The organism is Pseudomonas sp. NFIX10, assembly GCF_900111955.1.
Classification (GTDB): Bacteria; Pseudomonadota; Gammaproteobacteria; order Pseudomonadales; family Pseudomonadaceae; genus Aquipseudomonas; species Aquipseudomonas fluorescens_AA.
In genome coordinates this window covers 137,474-152,688 of record NZ_FOKH01000015.1, presented here as the reverse complement: position 1 = coordinate 152,688, position 15,215 = coordinate 137,474, and the positions used below count along the sequence as shown (strand labels likewise).

General features: G+C 58.9%; 17 protein-coding genes. 9 read left to right on the top strand and 8 right to left on the bottom strand.

Annotated features, from left to right (window positions below; genetic code table 11):
• Positions 1-366: 366 nt before the first annotated feature.
• Positions 367-1,566: a tyrosine--tRNA ligase gene (gene tyrS, locus BM321_RS15920; RefSeq protein WP_092443198.1), complete on the bottom strand. Its 1,200-nt coding sequence runs from the start codon at positions 1,564-1,566 to the stop codon at positions 367-369.
• Between the two features lie 212 nt (positions 1,567-1,778).
• Here tyrS and BM321_RS15915 point away from each other — a divergent pair, with 212 nt between their 5' ends.
• Both BM321_RS15915 and BM321_RS15910 read left to right on the top strand, forming a co-directional pair.
• Positions 1,779-3,200, top strand: a complete 1,422-nt coding sequence (locus BM321_RS15915) for a peptidoglycan DD-metalloendopeptidase family protein (protein ID WP_092443197.1) — start codon at positions 1,779-1,781, stop codon at positions 3,198-3,200.
• Positions 3,201-3,203: 3 nt separating this feature from the next.
• Positions 3,204-4,295, top strand: a complete 1,092-nt coding sequence (locus BM321_RS15910; protein ID WP_092443195.1) for an anhydro-N-acetylmuramic acid kinase — start codon at positions 3,204-3,206, stop codon at positions 4,293-4,295.
• A gap of 68 nt (positions 4,296-4,363) precedes the next feature.
• Here BM321_RS15910 and erpA read toward each other — a convergent pair whose 3' ends face one another.
• Together erpA and argC are read right to left on the bottom strand one after the other, a co-directional pair.
• Positions 4,364-4,714: an iron-sulfur cluster insertion protein ErpA gene (gene erpA / locus BM321_RS15905; RefSeq protein ID WP_003177727.1), complete on the bottom strand. Its 351-nt coding sequence runs from the start codon at positions 4,712-4,714 to the stop codon at positions 4,364-4,366.
• A gap of 106 nt (positions 4,715-4,820) precedes the next feature.
• Positions 4,821-5,855 carry an N-acetyl-gamma-glutamyl-phosphate reductase gene (gene argC, locus BM321_RS15900; RefSeq protein WP_060740384.1) on the bottom strand — a complete coding sequence of 345 codons (1,035 nt, stop codon included), beginning with the start codon at positions 5,853-5,855 and terminating at the stop codon, positions 4,821-4,823.
• A 134-nt stretch (positions 5,856-5,989) separates the two neighbouring features.
• Here argC and hemJ point away from each other — a divergent pair, with 134 nt between their 5' ends.
• The 6 genes from hemJ (at position 5,990) to coq7 (ending at position 10,436) form a co-directional block, all read left to right on the top strand.
• On the top strand, positions 5,990-6,421 hold the full coding sequence (hemJ, locus tag BM321_RS15895) for a protoporphyrinogen oxidase HemJ (RefSeq protein WP_092205518.1): 432 nt from the start codon (positions 5,990-5,992) through the stop codon (positions 6,419-6,421).
• A gap of 34 nt (positions 6,422-6,455) precedes the next feature.
• Positions 6,456-7,424 carry an NAD(P)H-dependent flavin oxidoreductase gene (locus tag BM321_RS15890; protein WP_092443193.1) on the top strand — a complete coding sequence of 323 codons (969 nt, stop codon included), beginning with the start codon at positions 6,456-6,458 and terminating at the stop codon, positions 7,422-7,424.
• Between the two features lie 51 nt (positions 7,425-7,475).
• Positions 7,476-8,441, top strand: coding sequence for a DUF805 domain-containing protein (locus BM321_RS15885; protein ID WP_092443191.1), 966 nt, complete (start codon positions 7,476-7,478; stop codon positions 8,439-8,441).
• Between the two features lie 62 nt (positions 8,442-8,503).
• Complete coding sequence (locus BM321_RS15880) at positions 8,504-9,292, top strand: SDR family NAD(P)-dependent oxidoreductase (protein ID WP_092443189.1); 789 nt, start codon at positions 8,504-8,506, stop codon at positions 9,290-9,292.
• A gap of 82 nt (positions 9,293-9,374) precedes the next feature.
• Positions 9,375-9,713 carry a histidine triad nucleotide-binding protein gene (locus BM321_RS15875; protein ID WP_072405750.1) on the top strand — a complete coding sequence of 113 codons (339 nt, stop codon included), beginning with the start codon at positions 9,375-9,377 and terminating at the stop codon, positions 9,711-9,713.
• 75 nt (positions 9,714-9,788) lie between these two features.
• Positions 9,789-10,436: a 2-polyprenyl-3-methyl-6-methoxy-1,4-benzoquinone monooxygenase gene (gene coq7 / locus BM321_RS15870; RefSeq protein ID WP_060740380.1), complete on the top strand. Its 648-nt coding sequence runs from the start codon at positions 9,789-9,791 to the stop codon at positions 10,434-10,436.
• A gap of 133 nt (positions 10,437-10,569) precedes the next feature.
• Here the strand turns inward: coq7 and BM321_RS15865 are convergent, their stop codons facing one another.
• On the bottom strand, positions 10,570-10,992 hold the full coding sequence (locus tag BM321_RS15865; RefSeq protein WP_003206127.1) for an OsmC family protein: 423 nt from the start codon (positions 10,990-10,992) through the stop codon (positions 10,570-10,572).
• 235 nt (positions 10,993-11,227) lie between these two features.
• On the opposite strand from BM321_RS15865, the gene crp reads away from it, so the two are divergent.
• Positions 11,228-11,872 (top strand): cAMP-activated global transcriptional regulator CRP, encoded by a 645-nt coding sequence (crp, locus tag BM321_RS15860; protein ID WP_092331201.1) that lies wholly within the window; start codon positions 11,228-11,230, stop codon positions 11,870-11,872.
• Here crp and BM321_RS15855 read toward each other — a convergent pair.
• From BM321_RS15855 to BM321_RS15840, 4 genes are read right to left on the bottom strand one after another with little or no spacing between them, the layout of a single operon-like run.
• Positions 11,869-12,570, bottom strand: coding sequence for a lipoate--protein ligase family protein (locus tag BM321_RS15855; protein WP_092443187.1), 702 nt, complete (start codon positions 12,568-12,570; stop codon positions 11,869-11,871). The genes crp and BM321_RS15855 overlap by 4 nt on opposite strands.
• A gap of 3 nt (positions 12,571-12,573) precedes the next feature.
• Positions 12,574-13,410 (bottom strand): indole-3-glycerol phosphate synthase TrpC, encoded by an 837-nt coding sequence (gene trpC / locus BM321_RS15850; protein ID WP_092205523.1) that lies wholly within the window; start codon positions 13,408-13,410, stop codon positions 12,574-12,576.
• The gene (gene trpD / locus BM321_RS15845; protein WP_060740376.1) at positions 13,407-14,456 is read right to left on the bottom strand and encodes an anthranilate phosphoribosyltransferase; all 1,050 of its coding nucleotides are present in this window, start codon (positions 14,454-14,456) and stop codon (positions 13,407-13,409) included. Before trpD ends, trpC begins: the two co-directional genes overlap by 4 nt.
• A gap of 9 nt (positions 14,457-14,465) precedes the next feature.
• Positions 14,466-15,059 carry an aminodeoxychorismate/anthranilate synthase component II gene (locus tag BM321_RS15840; protein WP_060740375.1) on the bottom strand — a complete coding sequence of 198 codons (594 nt, stop codon included), beginning with the start codon at positions 15,057-15,059 and terminating at the stop codon, positions 14,466-14,468.
• Between the last annotated feature and the right edge of the window lie 156 nt (positions 15,060-15,215).

Below are 15,215 nucleotides of genomic sequence, written 5' to 3'. Positions count from 1 at the left end.
ATTCTACAGCGCCCCGTGTATCTGTCAAGCGGTTATTTTCAGAAATCTTCAAAGTTTCGCTTCGGAAACCTCAACAACTTCAACCACTTGCGCTTCCGATCTCTCGTTAGCGGGAGGCGAATTCTACAGCGTTACTCGCTGCTGTCAACACCTCTTTTTCACCGCTTTCGACCGAGAAGATCGAATCGCATATAGAGCCAAACAACACTGCTCTATCTGCTCCTTCCGGGCTTCGATGAACTGAAGCCCCGCACCTTCGAAACCTATTTAACTCGTTGAATCTCAAGGAGTTTTCCGTTTCGACTGCGCCGGAAGTGGGGCGAATTATAGACGTCCAGAATCTGCCGTCAACAGCTATTTTCAGCTTTATTCGGATTTCAGCGTAATACGCGCAAAAGCCTTTTTACCGGCCTGGCATACATGGGTAGAACCCAGCTCATATATATAGGCGCGATCCACAACCTCACCATCTATACGCACACCGCCGGAACCCAGGAGGTCTCGCGCTACCGCCGCGTTCTTGACCAGACCCGCCTTATTAAGGACAGCCGCGATCGGCATATCCTCGGTTGCTGTCAGCTCGATCTCCGGCAGATCATCCGGCAGTTCGCCATCCTTCATACGATTACCCGCCGCACGATGAGCATTGGCCGCAGCCTCCTCACCATGGAAACGCGCAACGATCTCTTCAGCCAGCTTGATCTTGATGTCCCGCGGATTGGCCCCGGCCTCTACATCAGCACGGAACGCATTGATCTCATCCATGGACCGGAAGCTCAGCAGCTCGAAGTAACGCCACATCAGCACATCAGGAATGGAGACCAGCTTGCTGTACATGACGCCTGGCGCTTCCTGGATACCCACGTAGTTGCCCAACGACTTGGACATTTTCTTCACGCCATCCAAGCCTTCCAGCAATGGCATGGTCAGGATGCACTGCGCCTCCTGACCATAACCACGCTGCAACTCACGCCCCATCAACAGGTTGAACTTCTGGTCGGTACCGCCCAGCTCAACGTCCGCGCGCAACGCGACCGAGTCATAACCCTGAACAAGCGGGTAGAGGAACTCATGGATGGCGATTGGCTGATTGGTTGTGTAGCGCTTGTCGAAATCATCGCGCTCGAGCATGCGAGCCACGGTGTATTGGGACGTCAGGCGAATGAAATCCGCCGGCCCCATCTGATCCATCCAAGTGGAGTTGAATGCCACTTCGGTCTTGGCCGGATCAAGAATCTTGAAAACCTGAGTCTTGTAGGTCTCGGCGTTATCGAGAACCTGCTCGCGAGTCAGTGGCGGGCGCGTAGCACTCTTCCCGCTTGGATCACCGATCATGCCGGTGAAGTCCCCGATAAGGAAGATGACCTGGTGCCCCAGATCCTGGAACTGGCGCAGCTTATTAATAAGCACGGTATGTCCCAGGTGCAGATCGGGCGCCGTCGGATCGAAACCAGCCTTGATGCGCAGCGGCTGCCCGCGCTTGAGCTTTTCGATCAGCTCGGACTCGACCAACAGTTCTTCCGCACCACGTTTGATCAGCGCTAGCTGCTCTTCAACCGACTTCATAACAGACCCGTAAGGCTCAGATTCAAAGGGCCCCAACCATACAAGATCGCGCACCAAATACAAGGTTTGCCCGGCGCACGGACGCCGATCCACAGAACAGAGCATTCGCGGGCTTGCTTCGCAGGGGTTTTGGTTATATTTTATACAGTTATTTCATCTTCATCATGTCATTCATCTTTTCCAATTCATCTTTTCAAAAGTCAAAATTACTTATGACCACAGAACCGTCTAAAGCGCCGCCGCTTTACCCAAAGACCCACCTGCTTGCCGCCAGCGGCATCGCAGCCCTTCTAAGCCTGGCGCTCCTGGTGTTCCCCTCCAGCGATGTTGAAGCCAAAAAGACGACTCTGAGTCTTGAACTGGAAAGCCCTGCTGAACAACTGACACAAGAACAAGACGCCGCCGAAGCCGTTCAAGCCACAAACGAACCGGCCGCCTCTCCTTTTGCGCAGATTGAAAACAGCCCGGAAGACACCACCGCCCAGGCCGCCGCTCCGGTAGAAGTGCCTGTTGCGGAGGAAAAGAAAGGACCGGAACATCGCGAAGTGATTGTTGCCAAGGGCGACACGCTTTCCACTCTCTTTGAAAAGGTTGGCCTGCCCTCCACATCGGTCCACGAAATACTGGCCAGCGACAAGCAAGCCAAGCAATTCACTCAGCTGCAACGCGGTCAGAAACTCGAATTCGAACTCAATCCAGACGGACAGCTGAACAATCTGCACACCAAGCTCAGCGACCTGGAAAGCATCACCCTGACCAAAAACGACAAGGGTTATGTATTCAACCGTGTCACCGCCAAGCCCACCGTTCGCTCGGCCTACGTCCATGGCGTCATCAACAGCTCATTATCCCAGTCCGCTGCCCGCGCGGGCCTTTCCCATAGCCTGACCATGGACATGGCCAGCGTCTTCGGCTACGACATCGACTTCGCCCAGGACATTCGCCAAGGTGACGAATTCGACGTCATCTATGAGCAGAAAGTGGTCAATGGCAAGAGCGTCGGCAACGGCCCGATCCTTTCCGCGCGTTTCACCAACCGCGGCAAGACATACACCGCGGTGCGCTACACCAACAAGCAAGGCAACAGCAGCTACTACACCGCCGACGGCAACAGCATGCGCAAGGCATTCATCCGTACACCGGTTGATTTCGCCCGCATCAGCTCGAAGTTCTCCGCCGGCCGCAAGCATCCGATCCTGAACAAGATCCGCGCCCATAAAGGTGTCGACTACGCCGCCCCCCGTGGTACGCCCATCAAGGCGGCCGGCGACGGCAAGGTATTACTGGCCGGACGTCGCGGCGGTTACGGCAATACCGTGATCATCCAGCACGGCAATACCTATCGCACGCTGTACGGCCACATGCAGGGCTTCGCCAAAGGCGTGAAGACTGGCGGCACCGTCAAGCAAGGCCAGGTGATCGGATACATCGGTACCACCGGGCTGTCCACCGGACCGCACTTGCACTATGAGTTCCAGGTCAACGGCGTCCATGTCGATCCGCTTGGCCAGAAGTTGCCGATGGCCGATCCGATCGCCAAGAGTGAGCGCGCGCGTTTCCTGGCACAAAGCCAACCCTTGATGGCTCGCATGGATCAAGAGAAAGCCACCCTGCTGGCCTCGAGCAAGCGCTAAGCTATGGCGCTCTATATCGGTGTGATGTCCGGGACCAGCCTGGATGGCTTGGATGTCGCACTGATCGAACTGGCTCCGGCGATCAAATTGATTGCCACGCACTACATCCCCATGCCCGCCGCCCTGCGCGCCGAATTACTCGGACTGTGCAGCAGCGGGCCCGATGAAATCGCTCGCTCCGCCATTGCCCAGCAAAGCTGGGTAAAGCTGGCCGCCCAGGGTATCCATACCCTACTGGACGAACAGAAACTCAGGCCTCAAGACATCAGGGCGATTGGCAGCCACGGCCAGACCATCCGCCATGAACCAGCCCGTGGGTTTACCGTGCAGATCGGCAATCCGGCCCTGCTGAGCGAATTGACCGGCATCGCCGTCGTCAGCGATTTCCGCAGCCGTGATGTCGCCGCGGGCGGACAAGGCGCCCCACTGGTACCGGCGTTTCACGAAGCACTCTTCGAAGAACGAGCTGGTAATCGTGCCGTGTTGAATATCGGCGGCTTCAGCAATCTCAGTCTGATAGAGCCCGCAAAGCCTGTAGCCGGGTTCGACTGTGGTCCAGGCAACGTATTGCTCGATGCCTGGATACATCAACAACGAGGCGACCATTTCGACCGTGACGGCCAATGGGCTGCCAGCGGGAAAGTCGAGCCAGCCCTGCTCAAGGCACTGCTCAGCGACCCTTTCTTTGTCACCAAGGGGCCGAAAAGTACTGGCCGCGAGGTATTCAACCTGCCTTGGCTGAGCCAGCATTTGTCGCAGTTGCCAACCTTCGCCCCGCAAGACGTACAAGCAACGTTGCTCGAACTGACCGCCCTGACCATCGTCGAATCACTGCAGCATGCCCAAACGAATACCCAGGAGTTGCTGATTTGCGGCGGCGGCGCGCACAACCAGGCGCTCATGAAGCGCCTGGCCGAATTGCTGCCGAATACCCAGGTCAGCAGTACGGCGGCGTATGGCGTGGACCCGGACTGGGTCGAAGCCATGGCTTTCGCCTGGCTCGCCCATTGCTGCCTTGAAGGCATTCCGGGCAATCGTCCGAGTGTCACTGGCGCCCGTGGCTTGCGCGTACTTGGCGCCATCTACCCGGCCTGAGCTCAAGATCACGGACAAAAAAACGCCGCAGGGCCGTGAGGCACTGCGGCGTTTTTATTGGAGCTGTCTCAGATCGAGAACGAAGAACCGCACCCACAGGTCGTGGTGGCGTTAGGGTTCTTGATCACGAAGCGCGACCCTTCCAGACCTTCCTGATAATCCACCTCGGCACCTGCCAGGTACTGGAAGCTCATCGGATCGACCACCAGGCTGACCCCTTCGCGCTCGACGATGGTGTCGTCTTCGGCCACTTCCTCATCGAAAGTGAAGCCGTACTGGAAACCGGAACAACCGCCACCCGTAACAAATACGCGCAGCTTCAAACGATCATTGCCCTCTTCATCGACCAGGCTCTTCACCTTGTGCGCGGCACCGTGGGTAAATTGCAAAGCCGTGGGGGTGAAGGTTTCGACGCTCATGCTGAATATCTCCCGGCGCTTACGCCGCCATAATGCGTGATGGCGGGCATTATCCGCTTCTCCTACAAAATCGGTCAACTATTTGCGGAGCTGCGGCCAACTGCTTTCAAGGCAACATCCCCGCATGGGACAGCCCCAGGCGCTCATCCAGGCCGAACAGAATGTTCAGGTTCTGCACCGCCTGGCCCGACGCGCCCTTGACCAGGTTATCGATGACCGACAATACCACCACCAGGTCACCGTCCTGCGGGCGATGCACGGCGATCCGGCAAACGTTCGCACCGCGCACGCTGCGGGTCTCCGGATGGCTGCCAGCTGGCATTACGTCGACGAACGGTTCGTTGGCGTAACGCTTTTCAAACAAGGCCTGCAGGTCCACCGAACGATCGACCACGGTCGCATAAAGGGTGGAATGGATGCCACGAATCATCGGCGTCAGGTGCGGCACGAAGGTCAGGCCGACATCCTTGCCCGCTGCCCGGCGCAACCCCTGGCGAATTTCCGGCAGGTGGCGATGCCCCTTGACCGCGTACGCCTTCATGCTTTCCGACGTTTCGGAATACAGCGACCCGACACTGGCGCCACGCCCGGCGCCGCTGACCCCGGATTTGCAGTCGGCAATCAGACGCGAAGTATCGGCAAGACCGGCCTCAAGCAACGGCAAGAAGCCCAACTGTGTAGCGGTCGGATAGCAACCCGGTACGGCGATCAGTCGAGCCTGCTTGATTTTCTCGCGATTGACCTCCGGCAAGCCGTAGACCGCCTCCTCGAGCAACTCCGGCGCGCCGTGGGGCTGGCCGTACCATTTGGCCCACTCATCGGCGTCCTGCAGACGGAAGTCCGCCGACAGGTCGATCACCTTGGTTCCAGCGGCCAGCAATTCACCGGCCAGCGCGTGGGCGACACCGTGGGGCGTGGCGAAGAACACCACATCGCAGGCACCAAGGGTCTTGACGTCCGGAACGCTGAACGCCAAGCCGTCGTAATGGCCTCGCAGGTTCGGATACATGTCGGCGACGGCCAGGCCGGCCTCGGATCGGGAAGTGATGACCACCACCTCAGCCTGCGGATGCTGTGCCAGAAGACGCAGCAGTTCGACACCGGTGTAACCCGTGCCGCCGACGATACCGACCTTGACCATAAACCTGCCCTCAACGAACCCACTGGAAAGCCGTCGATGATAGGGGCCGCGGGGCGTGGCGACAACCGTCAAGGTGACGTGTGACCGCTCTAACCTCTACTATCGGGCTACCGTGAATCGAGGAATAACTAAAAATGCTCTATCTGTGGCTCAAAGCACTTCACATTGTCAGCATGGTCTGCTGGTTCGCCGGCCTGTTCTACCTGCCCCGCCTGTTTGTCTATCACGCCCAAAGCGAAGACAGTGTCAGCAAAGAGCGCTTCAGCGTCATGGAGCGCAAGCTGTACCGCGGCATCATGGGCCCGGCGATGATTGCCACCTTGGTATTCGGCATCGGGTTGCTCAGCCTCAATGCCGGCGCCTACTTCACCCAGGGAGGCTGGATGCACGCCAAGTTGACCCTGGTCGTGCTGCTGATCGGTTACCACCATATGTGCGGCGCCCAGGTAAAGCGCTTCGCCCGTGGCGAAAACACCCGCAGCCATGTCTTTTATCGCTGGTTCAATGAAGTGCCGGTTCTGATATTGCTGGCTATCGTAATTCTGGTCGTCGTTCGACCGTTCTAACCTCCAATCAGCATCCATTTCCGGGGTACTTCCAATGTCGTTGCCCGCTCTGCTTGAACAACGCTTGCGACTGCCCGTCGTGGCGGCGCCAATGTTCCTGATTTCCAATCCACAACTGGTGCTGGCCTGCTGCCGCAATGGCATTGTCGGCAGCTTTCCGGCGTTGAACCAGCGCGAAAGCAGCGGCTTCAAGGCCTGGCTGGAAGAAATCGAAGCCGGCTTGGCAACCCTGGAAAACCCGGCGCCCTACGCGGTAAACCTGATAGTCCATCACAGCAATCCGCGACTTCAGGCCGACCTGGCCATCTGCATCGAACACAAGGTGCCGATCGTCATCACCAGCCTGGGTGCGGTGAAAGAGCTGGTGGACGCGGTTCACGGCTACGGCGGCCTGGTGTTCCATGACGTGACGACCCGACGGCATGCCGAGAAAGCCGCCGAAGCCGGTGTCGATGGCTTGATCGCCGTAGCCGCTGGTGCAGGTGGGCACGCCGGGACCTGGAGCCCGTTTTCATTGATTGCCGAGATCCGGCAGTTTTTCGATAAGACCCTGCTGCTGGCGGGGTGCCTGAACCACGGCCATCAGATCTTGGCCGCACAATTGCTCGGTGCGGATCTGGCCTACTTCGGTACGCGCTTTATCGGTACGAGCGAAAGCCACGCACCTGACGCTTATAAAGAGATGTTGCTCACATCCAGAGCCGCAGACATCGTGCATACTCCTGCTGTATCCGGGGTGCCGGCCAGTTTCATGCGCCAGAGCCTGGAGAACGCCGGTTTCGATCTGGCCGCCCTGCAGAACAAAGGCCAGGTGGATTTCGGCTCGAAACTCAAACCGCTGAACGATGAAGCCAAGGCCTGGAAAACCGTATGGTCCGCTGGCCAGGGCGTGGGTGAAATCGATGATTTGCCCAGCGTCGATCAGTTGGTGGCACGCCTGGATGAAGAATACCGTCAGGCACAAGCCCGGGCGGCGCAGCTTGGCGGGCAATGGCCCCGCTGAATAGCCTGAACAAAACAACTCATCAACTTATTAGAGACAAGGATGCCGGGCATGAGCGAAACCCGTTTCAACATCGTATTCGACGGCGGCCTGATGCCGGGCGTCGATACCACCACCGCCAAACTCAACCTCGCCGAGCTGTTCAAAAGCGATGTCAGCGCCATTGAACGACTGTTCACCGGTCGCAAGGTAGCCCTTAAGAGCAACCTGTCCCAGAGCGAGGCGCAGCAATACCTGGAAGCGCTCAACAAGAGCGGAATCGATGCCAGGATCGAAGCCGAACCCGTCGTCCAACTGAACCTTGGCGAGGTACAGGAGGCATCACAGCAACCGAGTGGACGCCATCCCGATTCGATCGTCGAGCCTGTCTCGCCATACGCGCCTCCCCGCGCCCAAGTCGGTGAAGCGCTTGCCGAGTGCGGCACACTCAAGCCCTTCAGCTTCGACGGGCGTATCGGCCGTCTACGCTACCTGGCCTGGACCATGGTATTGACCCTGGCCCTACTGCCCTTGGTCGGCATAGGCTTCTGGTTGGCCACGGCCTGGCTGCTGGCATCCGACTCGGTCGCAGGACTCATCGTCGGCGGCCTGCTGGCCGCAGTCGTCGTGCTAGCCTTTGCCTTCGTGAGCATCCAGTTCAACGTCCAGCGCCTGCATGATCTCGGCTGGTCGGGGTGGCTGTGGCTGATCAACCTGGTTCCGTTCGTGGGCAGCATCTTCCCCTTCATTCTCATCATCGCTCCGGGCAATACCGGCGCAAACCAGTACGGCCCCCCACCGCCGCGCAATACCACAGCGGTCAAATTGCTGGCCTCGCTCTGGCTGGTGATGATCGTCTTGATTTTCATGGCCACTTTTGCCGGCATCTTCGGGGCCCTTCAGCAGGACTACGACAGTAGCAGCCTGAGCAGCTATGAAAGCAGCGAGTCCAGCAACGAAACCTCTGAAGAGCCCGCCGTCGAGGCAGCCGAGCCCGCTGCGCCTTCTGTAGACTATGAAGAAGAAGAGGAACAATAAGCGCGCTTCATGCCGGTGACAGCCCAGTCAACTGGCGGCGGGCTATTGCGATGGAGAACTGCATGACCCGTTACGCACTGATCACTGGCGCTTCCAGCGGTATCGGCCTGGCCATGGCCGAAGCGCTGGCCCGGCGCGGCCGCAACCTGATACTGGTGGCTCGACAGCGTGATCGGCTGGAAAGTATTGCAATCGAACTGACTCAGCGGTTTGGCGTGGAAGTATTGTTCCGGGCCTGTGACCTGGGCGAACCGCTGAGGCTTTCAGGCTTTCTGCTGGAACTGGAGGAAGGCGAGCGGCAGATCGATCTGCTGGTCAATTGTGCTGGCATCGGCACCAGCGGACCGTTCCTGGGCCAGGACTGGATGACCGAGCAGGACCTGATCGAAGTCAACATTCTCGCCCTGACACGGCTTTGTCACGCCATCGGTAATAGCATGGCGCTGCTCGGCGGCGGCCAGATCCTCAACGTTGCCTCGATCGCCGCATTCCAACCCGGCCCCTGGATGAGTACTTACTACGCCAGCAAGGCCTATGTACTGCATTTCTCCGAAGCCCTGCGAGTTGAACTGAAGAACTGCGCGATCAAGGTCTCGGTGCTTTGCCCGGGACCGACCCGGACCGGCTTTTTCGCCAGGGCGCAGATGGACGAACAGAAACTCATCGACAGCAAGTTGCTGATGAGCCCGGAGGAAGTTGCCCTGTACGCCGTCCGCGCACTGGACAAGAACCGCGCCATCATCATTCCTGGACGCCGCAATCGCTGGCTGGCCGCATTGCCGCGACTGGGATCGCGATGGTTGGTGCGGAGCATCGCCGGCATGATCAACAAGGCTTATTGCCCGCGCTGATCCCTTCACGTTGAACAACCAGGCGCCTCAACCGGAGCCTTCATGACATCGGACCTTGACGAACCCAACGGAGAAAACAGCTGTGGATACCCTGTTTACCAAGATCATCAACCGGGAAATCCCGGCAAAGATCATCTACGAGGATGACCAGGTACTGGCCTTCCACGACATCGCCCCGCAGGCACCCGTGCATTTTTTGGTCATTCCGAAAAAACCGATCCGTACGCTCAATGACCTCACCGAAGAAGACAAGGGCCTGGCCGGGCACATTCTGTTCACTGCCCAGCGCCTGGCGCTGGAGTTGGGCTGTGAAGAAGGTTTTCGCGTGGTGATGAATTGCAATGAACTGGGTGGGCAGACGGTCTATCACATTCATATGCATGTGCTGGGTCAGCGCCAGATGCACTGGCCGCCGGGCTGATACCCCTGACCCAACGCAAATCTTCGGCGGCCGATTGGGTTAAACTGGCCGCTGTGATTTTTCCCGGAGGTAAGCATGACTACCCAACGTCACTACTCGCCGATTGACCGTCTGTTGCTGCAAGCCGATACCGCGATGCGCACCCTGCTGCCCTTCAGTGGCCAGCCGTACCGCCCATCGCCGGCTATCGTGCAGCCGGACGCGCAACTGAGTGACGAGCAAACCCGCCACGTCGCCGGACTGATGCGTATCAACCACACCGGCGAAGTCTGTGCCCAGGCGCTGTATCAGGGCCAGGCGCTGACAGCGAAGCTGCCCCAGGTGCGTGAGGCAATGGAACACGCCGCCGAGGAAGAAATCGACCATCTGGTCTGGTGCGAACAACGCATTCGCCAACTGGGCAGCCACACCAGCGTCCTGAACCCGCTGTTCTACGGGATGTCATTCGGGATCGGTGCCGTCGCCGGCCTGATCAGCGATAAAGTCAGCCTCGGCTTCGTTGCCGCGACCGAGCACCAGGTGTGCAAGCACTTGAACGAACATCTGGAGCAACTGCCGGCCGAGGATGAAAAGTCCCGGGCGATCCTCGAGCAGATGCGCGTGGATGAAGAACACCATGCCGAAAGTGCCCTTGACGCCGGTGGCTTCCGCTTTCCGGCCCCGGTGAAGTTCGGCATGAGCCTGTTGGCCAAGGTCATGACCAAGAGCACCTATCGGATTTGACGGAAATGGGGGGCTGGATAACCCCATCCCCATTGCAACGCCAATGAAAAAGGCGACTTCCAGCGGGAGTCGCCTTTTTCTTTAGCTCAGGATTTCAATGCGGCGAGTGGCGGGCTTCGCCATTGAGATCGACTCAACCCAATTCGATGATTTCATAATCGTGGGTGATTTCGACTCCAGCGGCACCGAGCATGATCGAAGCCGAGCAGTATTTCTCGGCGGACAGCTCAATGGCCCGCTTGACCTGGGCTTCCTTCAAGGCTCGCCCCTTCACCACGAAGTGCATGTGGATCTTGGTAAATACCTTTGGATCTTCGGTGGCACGCTCCGCTTCCAGGAACGCTTCGCAGCTTTCGACGGCCTGGCGGGACTTTTTAAGAATGCTGACCACGTCGAAATTGCTGCAACCGCCGACGCCCAGCAGGAGCATTTCCATCGGCCGAACACCCAGGTTCCGACCACCGGCCTCTGGCGGGCCGTCCATGACGACCACATGACCACTGCCTGACTCACCGAGGAACATGGCTTCGCCAGCCCATTGGATGCGTGCCTTCATCGCCAAGACTCCACTGCTAAAAAAGGGTCGCCAGCTTAGCACAGCGCTTCACCATGACCGCTCTTCGTCTTAGGAGCACCGTCCTGTCGGCCTGTAGGTAAATTCTCAAATCTATTAAGGACGCCTCTGTTAAGCTGGCGCCAACTCACTGGCGTATGGCCATCTTTTAGCGATAGCTATTCGCCTTCATACAAAAAACAAACCACCACACCGCGCAGTCTTTCGGGATACAACCATGGTTGCCATTACTCCCACGTTCAAGATCAAGAATCTCGACAAGCTCTTGATGCATTGTCAGCGCCGCCGCTACCCAGCCAAACACAACATCATTTGTGCGGGAGATCGTTCCGAGACGCTGTTTTTCATCATCAAGGGCTCGGTCACTATCCTGATAGAAGATGATGACGGTCGGGAAATGATCATCGCCTACCTCAATTCCGGAGATTTCTTCGGTGAGCTGGGGTTGTTCGAACAGGCGGGCAAGGAACAGGAACGCAGTGCCTGGGTGCGGACCAAGATCGAATGTGAAGTTGCGGAAATCAGCTACACCAAATTTCGAGAGCTGTCCCTGCAAGACCCAGACATTCTTTACGTCCTCAGCGGACAAATCGCACAGCGCCTGCGCAATACCACCCGCAAGGTCGGCGATCTCGCATTTTTCGACGTCACCGGACGTGTCGCACGTTGCCTGTTGGAACTGTGCAAGCAGCCCGATGCCATGACCCACCCGGACGGCATGCAGATCAAGGTGACCCGCCAGGAGATTGGCCGGATTGTCGGTTGCTCGCGTGAAATGGTCGGTCGCGTACTCAAGGACCTGGAAGAGCGCAACCTGGTCAACGTCAAAGGCAAGACCATGGTGGTGTTCGGAACGCGTTAAGCACCCAGCAGTTGGGTCTGCAGTTCCCGGTACAGCACCTCGAGTCGCTCCAGTGCGTGAGGTGCCGGGAATTTTTCACGCAAGGCAATGTGACTCTCGGCACGCACTCGCTGCTCCAGGCCACAGGCCTCATTGAAGCGATTGACTGCCGCGACCATGGCCTCGCGCTCGTTCTCCAGCAAAAGCGCGCCGTGCACCAGACCCACCGGACGTTGACCGCCCTTGCTCTGGCGCCAGCGCTGAGCGGTGCCGACCATTTTCCGGCCGTCGAGGTTGACGTTGAAGCGCCCGTCGCAAAAGGCCCCTGCCACTTCTCCCAGCGAAGCCACCCCGCCCAACTCATCCAACAACTGGCAGATGGGGTCGCACAACCGGCGATACCCGGTTTCGATGCGACCGTGATCGCCTTCGCTGCGCGGTGGCGCGTAGACCAGGGCGATATTGACGGTAGCGGCCGATTGCGGCACCGGCTCACCACCGGTTTCGCGCAGCAGGACTGGCCAGCCTTGGGCGGCCGATACTTCACTGGCGTGTTCAAACCCGAGCAACCGACTCAAGCGGCGCGGCATGACCAGCGCGCGGTCATTGGGCTGCCAGAACAGCAGGCCGAACTCGGCGTCGCCCGTGCAGATGCTGGCCAACAGATCCTGTTCGGCCTGCAGGCCAGCTTCGACGCCAAGGGCAATCACAGGCGACATGGCTCAGTCCAGCGTCGAGCCGCTCACCGGCAGGCCTCGTTCAGGAAAGAACAGTCGCTGCAATTCAGTACCCGGGTTCTCGGCTCGCATGAACGCCTCGCCCACCAGGAACGAGTACACATCGCTGACTTCCATCAACTCGACATCGGCCCGGTTGAGGATGCCGCTTTCAGTGATGACCAAGCGATCACGCGGGATGCGTGGCAACAGGTCCAGGGTGGTTTCCAGGCTGACTTCAAACGTGTGCAGGTTGCGGTTGTTCACGCCGACCAGTTTGGTATCGAGGGTTTTCAGGGCTCGCTCCAACTCGTCGCCATCATGGACTTCCACCAGGACATCCAGCCCGACGCTCTTGGCCACGGCCGCCAGCTCGGCCATTTTCACGTCATCCAGGGCAGAGACGATCAACAGCACGCAATCGGCGCCCAGCGCACGCGCCTCGACGATCTGGTACGGGTCGATCATGAAGTCCTTGCGGATCACCGGCAACTTGCACGCCGCCCGCGCCTGCTTCAGGTAGTCATCGGCCCCTTGGAAAAAGTCGACGTCGGTCAGCACCGAGAGGCAGGTCGCACCGCCTTTCTCGTAGCTTCGTGCGATGTCGGCCGGGACGAAGTGCTCACGAATCACGCCCTTGCTGGGAGAAGCCTTCTTGATTTCGGCAATCACCGCCGGCTGTTTTTTCTTGGCCTGATCCATCAGCGCCTTGGCAAAACCGCGCGGCGCATCCGCTGAACGCGCCAGGTTTTCCAGCTCGGCCAGACTGACGCGAGCACTGCGCTCAGCCACTTCCTGGGCCTTGCGAGCCAGAATTTTTTCCAGAACCGTTGGCACGCTCATCCTTCGTTCTCCACTTTGAATACGGCGGTAAATGCACCCAACTCTTCGAGTTTTTCCCTGGCCAGACCAGTGTGCAGTGCGTCATGGGCCAGTTCCACGCCTTGCTTGAGGCTGCTGGCGTGGTCGGCGGCGTACAACGCAGCACCGGCATTGAGCACGATCATCTCGGCGGCTTTCTGGCCATTCTCGGTCTTGCGGCGCCCCAGGGCATCGCGGATCAGCTCCAGCGACTGGGCCGGGCCATCGACCGCCAGGCCATGCAAGCTCTGGCTTTTCATGCCAAGGTCTTCAGGTTCGACCCAATACTCGCTGATCTGATCATTTTTTAGTTCGGCCACGAAGGTGGGCGCCGCCAGGCTGAATTCATCCAGGCCATCCTTCGAATGAACCACCAGCACGTGCTTGCTGCCCAGGCGTTGCAGGACTTCGGCCAGTGGCCGGCACAACGCCTGGCTGAACACCCCAACCACTTGATGCTTCACGCCGGCCGGATTCGTAAGCGGGCCGAGCATGTTGAACAGCGTACGCAAGCCCAGGTCACGGCGCGGCGCGGCGGCGTGTTTCATGGCACGGTGATGGGTCTGGGCAAACATGAAGCCAATGCCGACATTGTCGATGCAGCGCGCCACTTGAATCGGCGTCAGGTTCAGGTAGATGCCGGCGGCCTCCAGCAAATCGGCACTGCCGCTCTTGCCTGAGACCGCGCGGTTGCCGTGCTTGGCAACGGTGCAACCGGCCGCCGCGACCACAAACGACGAGGCGGTGGAAACGTTGAAGATATTGGCGCCATCACCACCGGTGCCGACCACGTCGACCACGCCGTCCAGCGTCTTGAGTTCGACCTTGTCCGCCAGTTCACGCATCACCGACACGGCGCCGACGATTTCATCGATGCTCTCGCTCTTCATGCGCATGGCCATCATGAACGCGCCGATCTGCGCATCCGTGCATTGGCCGGTCATGATTTCGCGCATCACGTCGCGCATCTCGTCGGTGCTCAGGTCGAGATGGCCGACGATACGGCTCAGGGCTGTCTTGATATCCATGAAAAGTCCTTAGCGCGTGCCGCCGGTTTGTTTGAGGAAGTTGGCGAACAACTCGTGGCCCTGCTCGGTGAGAATAGACTCGGGATGAAACTGCACCCCTTCTATATTCAGTGTCTTGTGGCGCAGCCCCATGATTTCATCGACCGAGCCGTCTTCAAGCTGGGTCCAGGCCGTCAACTCCAGGCAGTCAGGCAGCGTTTCGCGCTTGACGATCAAGGAGTGGTAGCGGGTTACGGTGAGCGGACGATTCAGTCCCTCGAACACGCCCTTGTCCTCGTGGAATACCGGGCTAGTCTTACCGTGCATGACTTGTCGGGCGCGCACGACATCGCCACCGAACGCTTGGCCGATCGACTGATGCCCCAGGCAGACGCCCAGAATCGGCAGCTTGCCGGCGAAATACTTGATGGCATCGATGGAAATGCCCGCCTCGGTCGGCGTGCAAGGGCCGGGAGATACCACGATGCGCTCAGGCTTGAGGGCTTCGATTTCGGCGATGGTCAGTTCGTCGTTGCGCACGACCTTGACCTCGGAGCCCAGCTCGCCAAGGTATTGCACAACGTTGTAGGTAAAAGAGTCGTAGTTATCGATCATCAGCAACATGGCGTAAGCAACCTATTGAATTCACTGACTTTAAACACAGCCTTCAGAGAGTGACCCGCACACTGCTGCGCTTGGCGGAGCGATTGACGCCCCAGCGAAGCGGCTCTACAAGCGGGTAAAGAAGGCAAATCGGTACAGGTCCGGCAAGGCCGGCGG

What these genes read in the sequence shown, in the direction of transcription:
- tyrS (WP_092443198.1), bottom strand. Translation starts at nt 1,566, where the DNA reads ATGAAGTCGGTTGAAGAGCAGCTAGCGCTGATCAAACGTGGTGCGGAA.
- BM321_RS15915 (WP_092443197.1), top strand. Translation starts at nt 1,779, where the DNA reads ATGACCACAGAACCGTCTAAAGCGCCGCCGCTTTACCCAAAGACCCAC.
- BM321_RS15910 (WP_092443195.1), top strand. Translation starts at nt 3,204, where the DNA reads ATGGCGCTCTATATCGGTGTGATGTCCGGGACCAGCCTGGATGGCTTG.
- erpA (WP_003177727.1), bottom strand. Translation starts at nt 4,714, where the DNA reads ATGAGCGTCGAAACCTTCACCCCCACGGCTTTGCAATTTACCCACGGT.
- argC (WP_060740384.1), bottom strand. Translation starts at nt 5,855, where the DNA reads ATGGTCAAGGTCGGTATCGTCGGCGGCACGGGTTACACCGGTGTCGAA.
- hemJ (WP_092205518.1), top strand. Translation starts at nt 5,990, where the DNA reads ATGCTCTATCTGTGGCTCAAAGCACTTCACATTGTCAGCATGGTCTGC.
- BM321_RS15890 (WP_092443193.1), top strand. Translation starts at nt 6,456, where the DNA reads ATGTCGTTGCCCGCTCTGCTTGAACAACGCTTGCGACTGCCCGTCGTG.
- BM321_RS15885 (WP_092443191.1), top strand. Translation starts at nt 7,476, where the DNA reads ATGAGCGAAACCCGTTTCAACATCGTATTCGACGGCGGCCTGATGCCG.
- BM321_RS15880 (WP_092443189.1), top strand. Translation starts at nt 8,504, where the DNA reads ATGACCCGTTACGCACTGATCACTGGCGCTTCCAGCGGTATCGGCCTG.
- coq7 (WP_060740380.1), top strand. Translation starts at nt 9,789, where the DNA reads ATGACTACCCAACGTCACTACTCGCCGATTGACCGTCTGTTGCTGCAA.
- BM321_RS15865 (WP_003206127.1), bottom strand. Translation starts at nt 10,992, where the DNA reads ATGAAGGCACGCATCCAATGGGCTGGCGAAGCCATGTTCCTCGGTGAG.
- crp (WP_092331201.1), top strand. Translation starts at nt 11,228, where the DNA reads ATGGTTGCCATTACTCCCACGTTCAAGATCAAGAATCTCGACAAGCTC.
- BM321_RS15855 (WP_092443187.1), bottom strand. Translation starts at nt 12,570, where the DNA reads ATGTCGCCTGTGATTGCCCTTGGCGTCGAAGCTGGCCTGCAGGCCGAA.
- trpC (WP_092205523.1), bottom strand. Translation starts at nt 13,410, where the DNA reads ATGAGCGTGCCAACGGTTCTGGAAAAAATTCTGGCTCGCAAGGCCCAG.
- trpD (WP_060740376.1), bottom strand. Translation starts at nt 14,456, where the DNA reads ATGGATATCAAGACAGCCCTGAGCCGTATCGTCGGCCATCTCGACCTG.
- BM321_RS15840 (WP_060740375.1), bottom strand. Translation starts at nt 15,059, where the DNA reads ATGTTGCTGATGATCGATAACTACGACTCTTTTACCTACAACGTTGTG.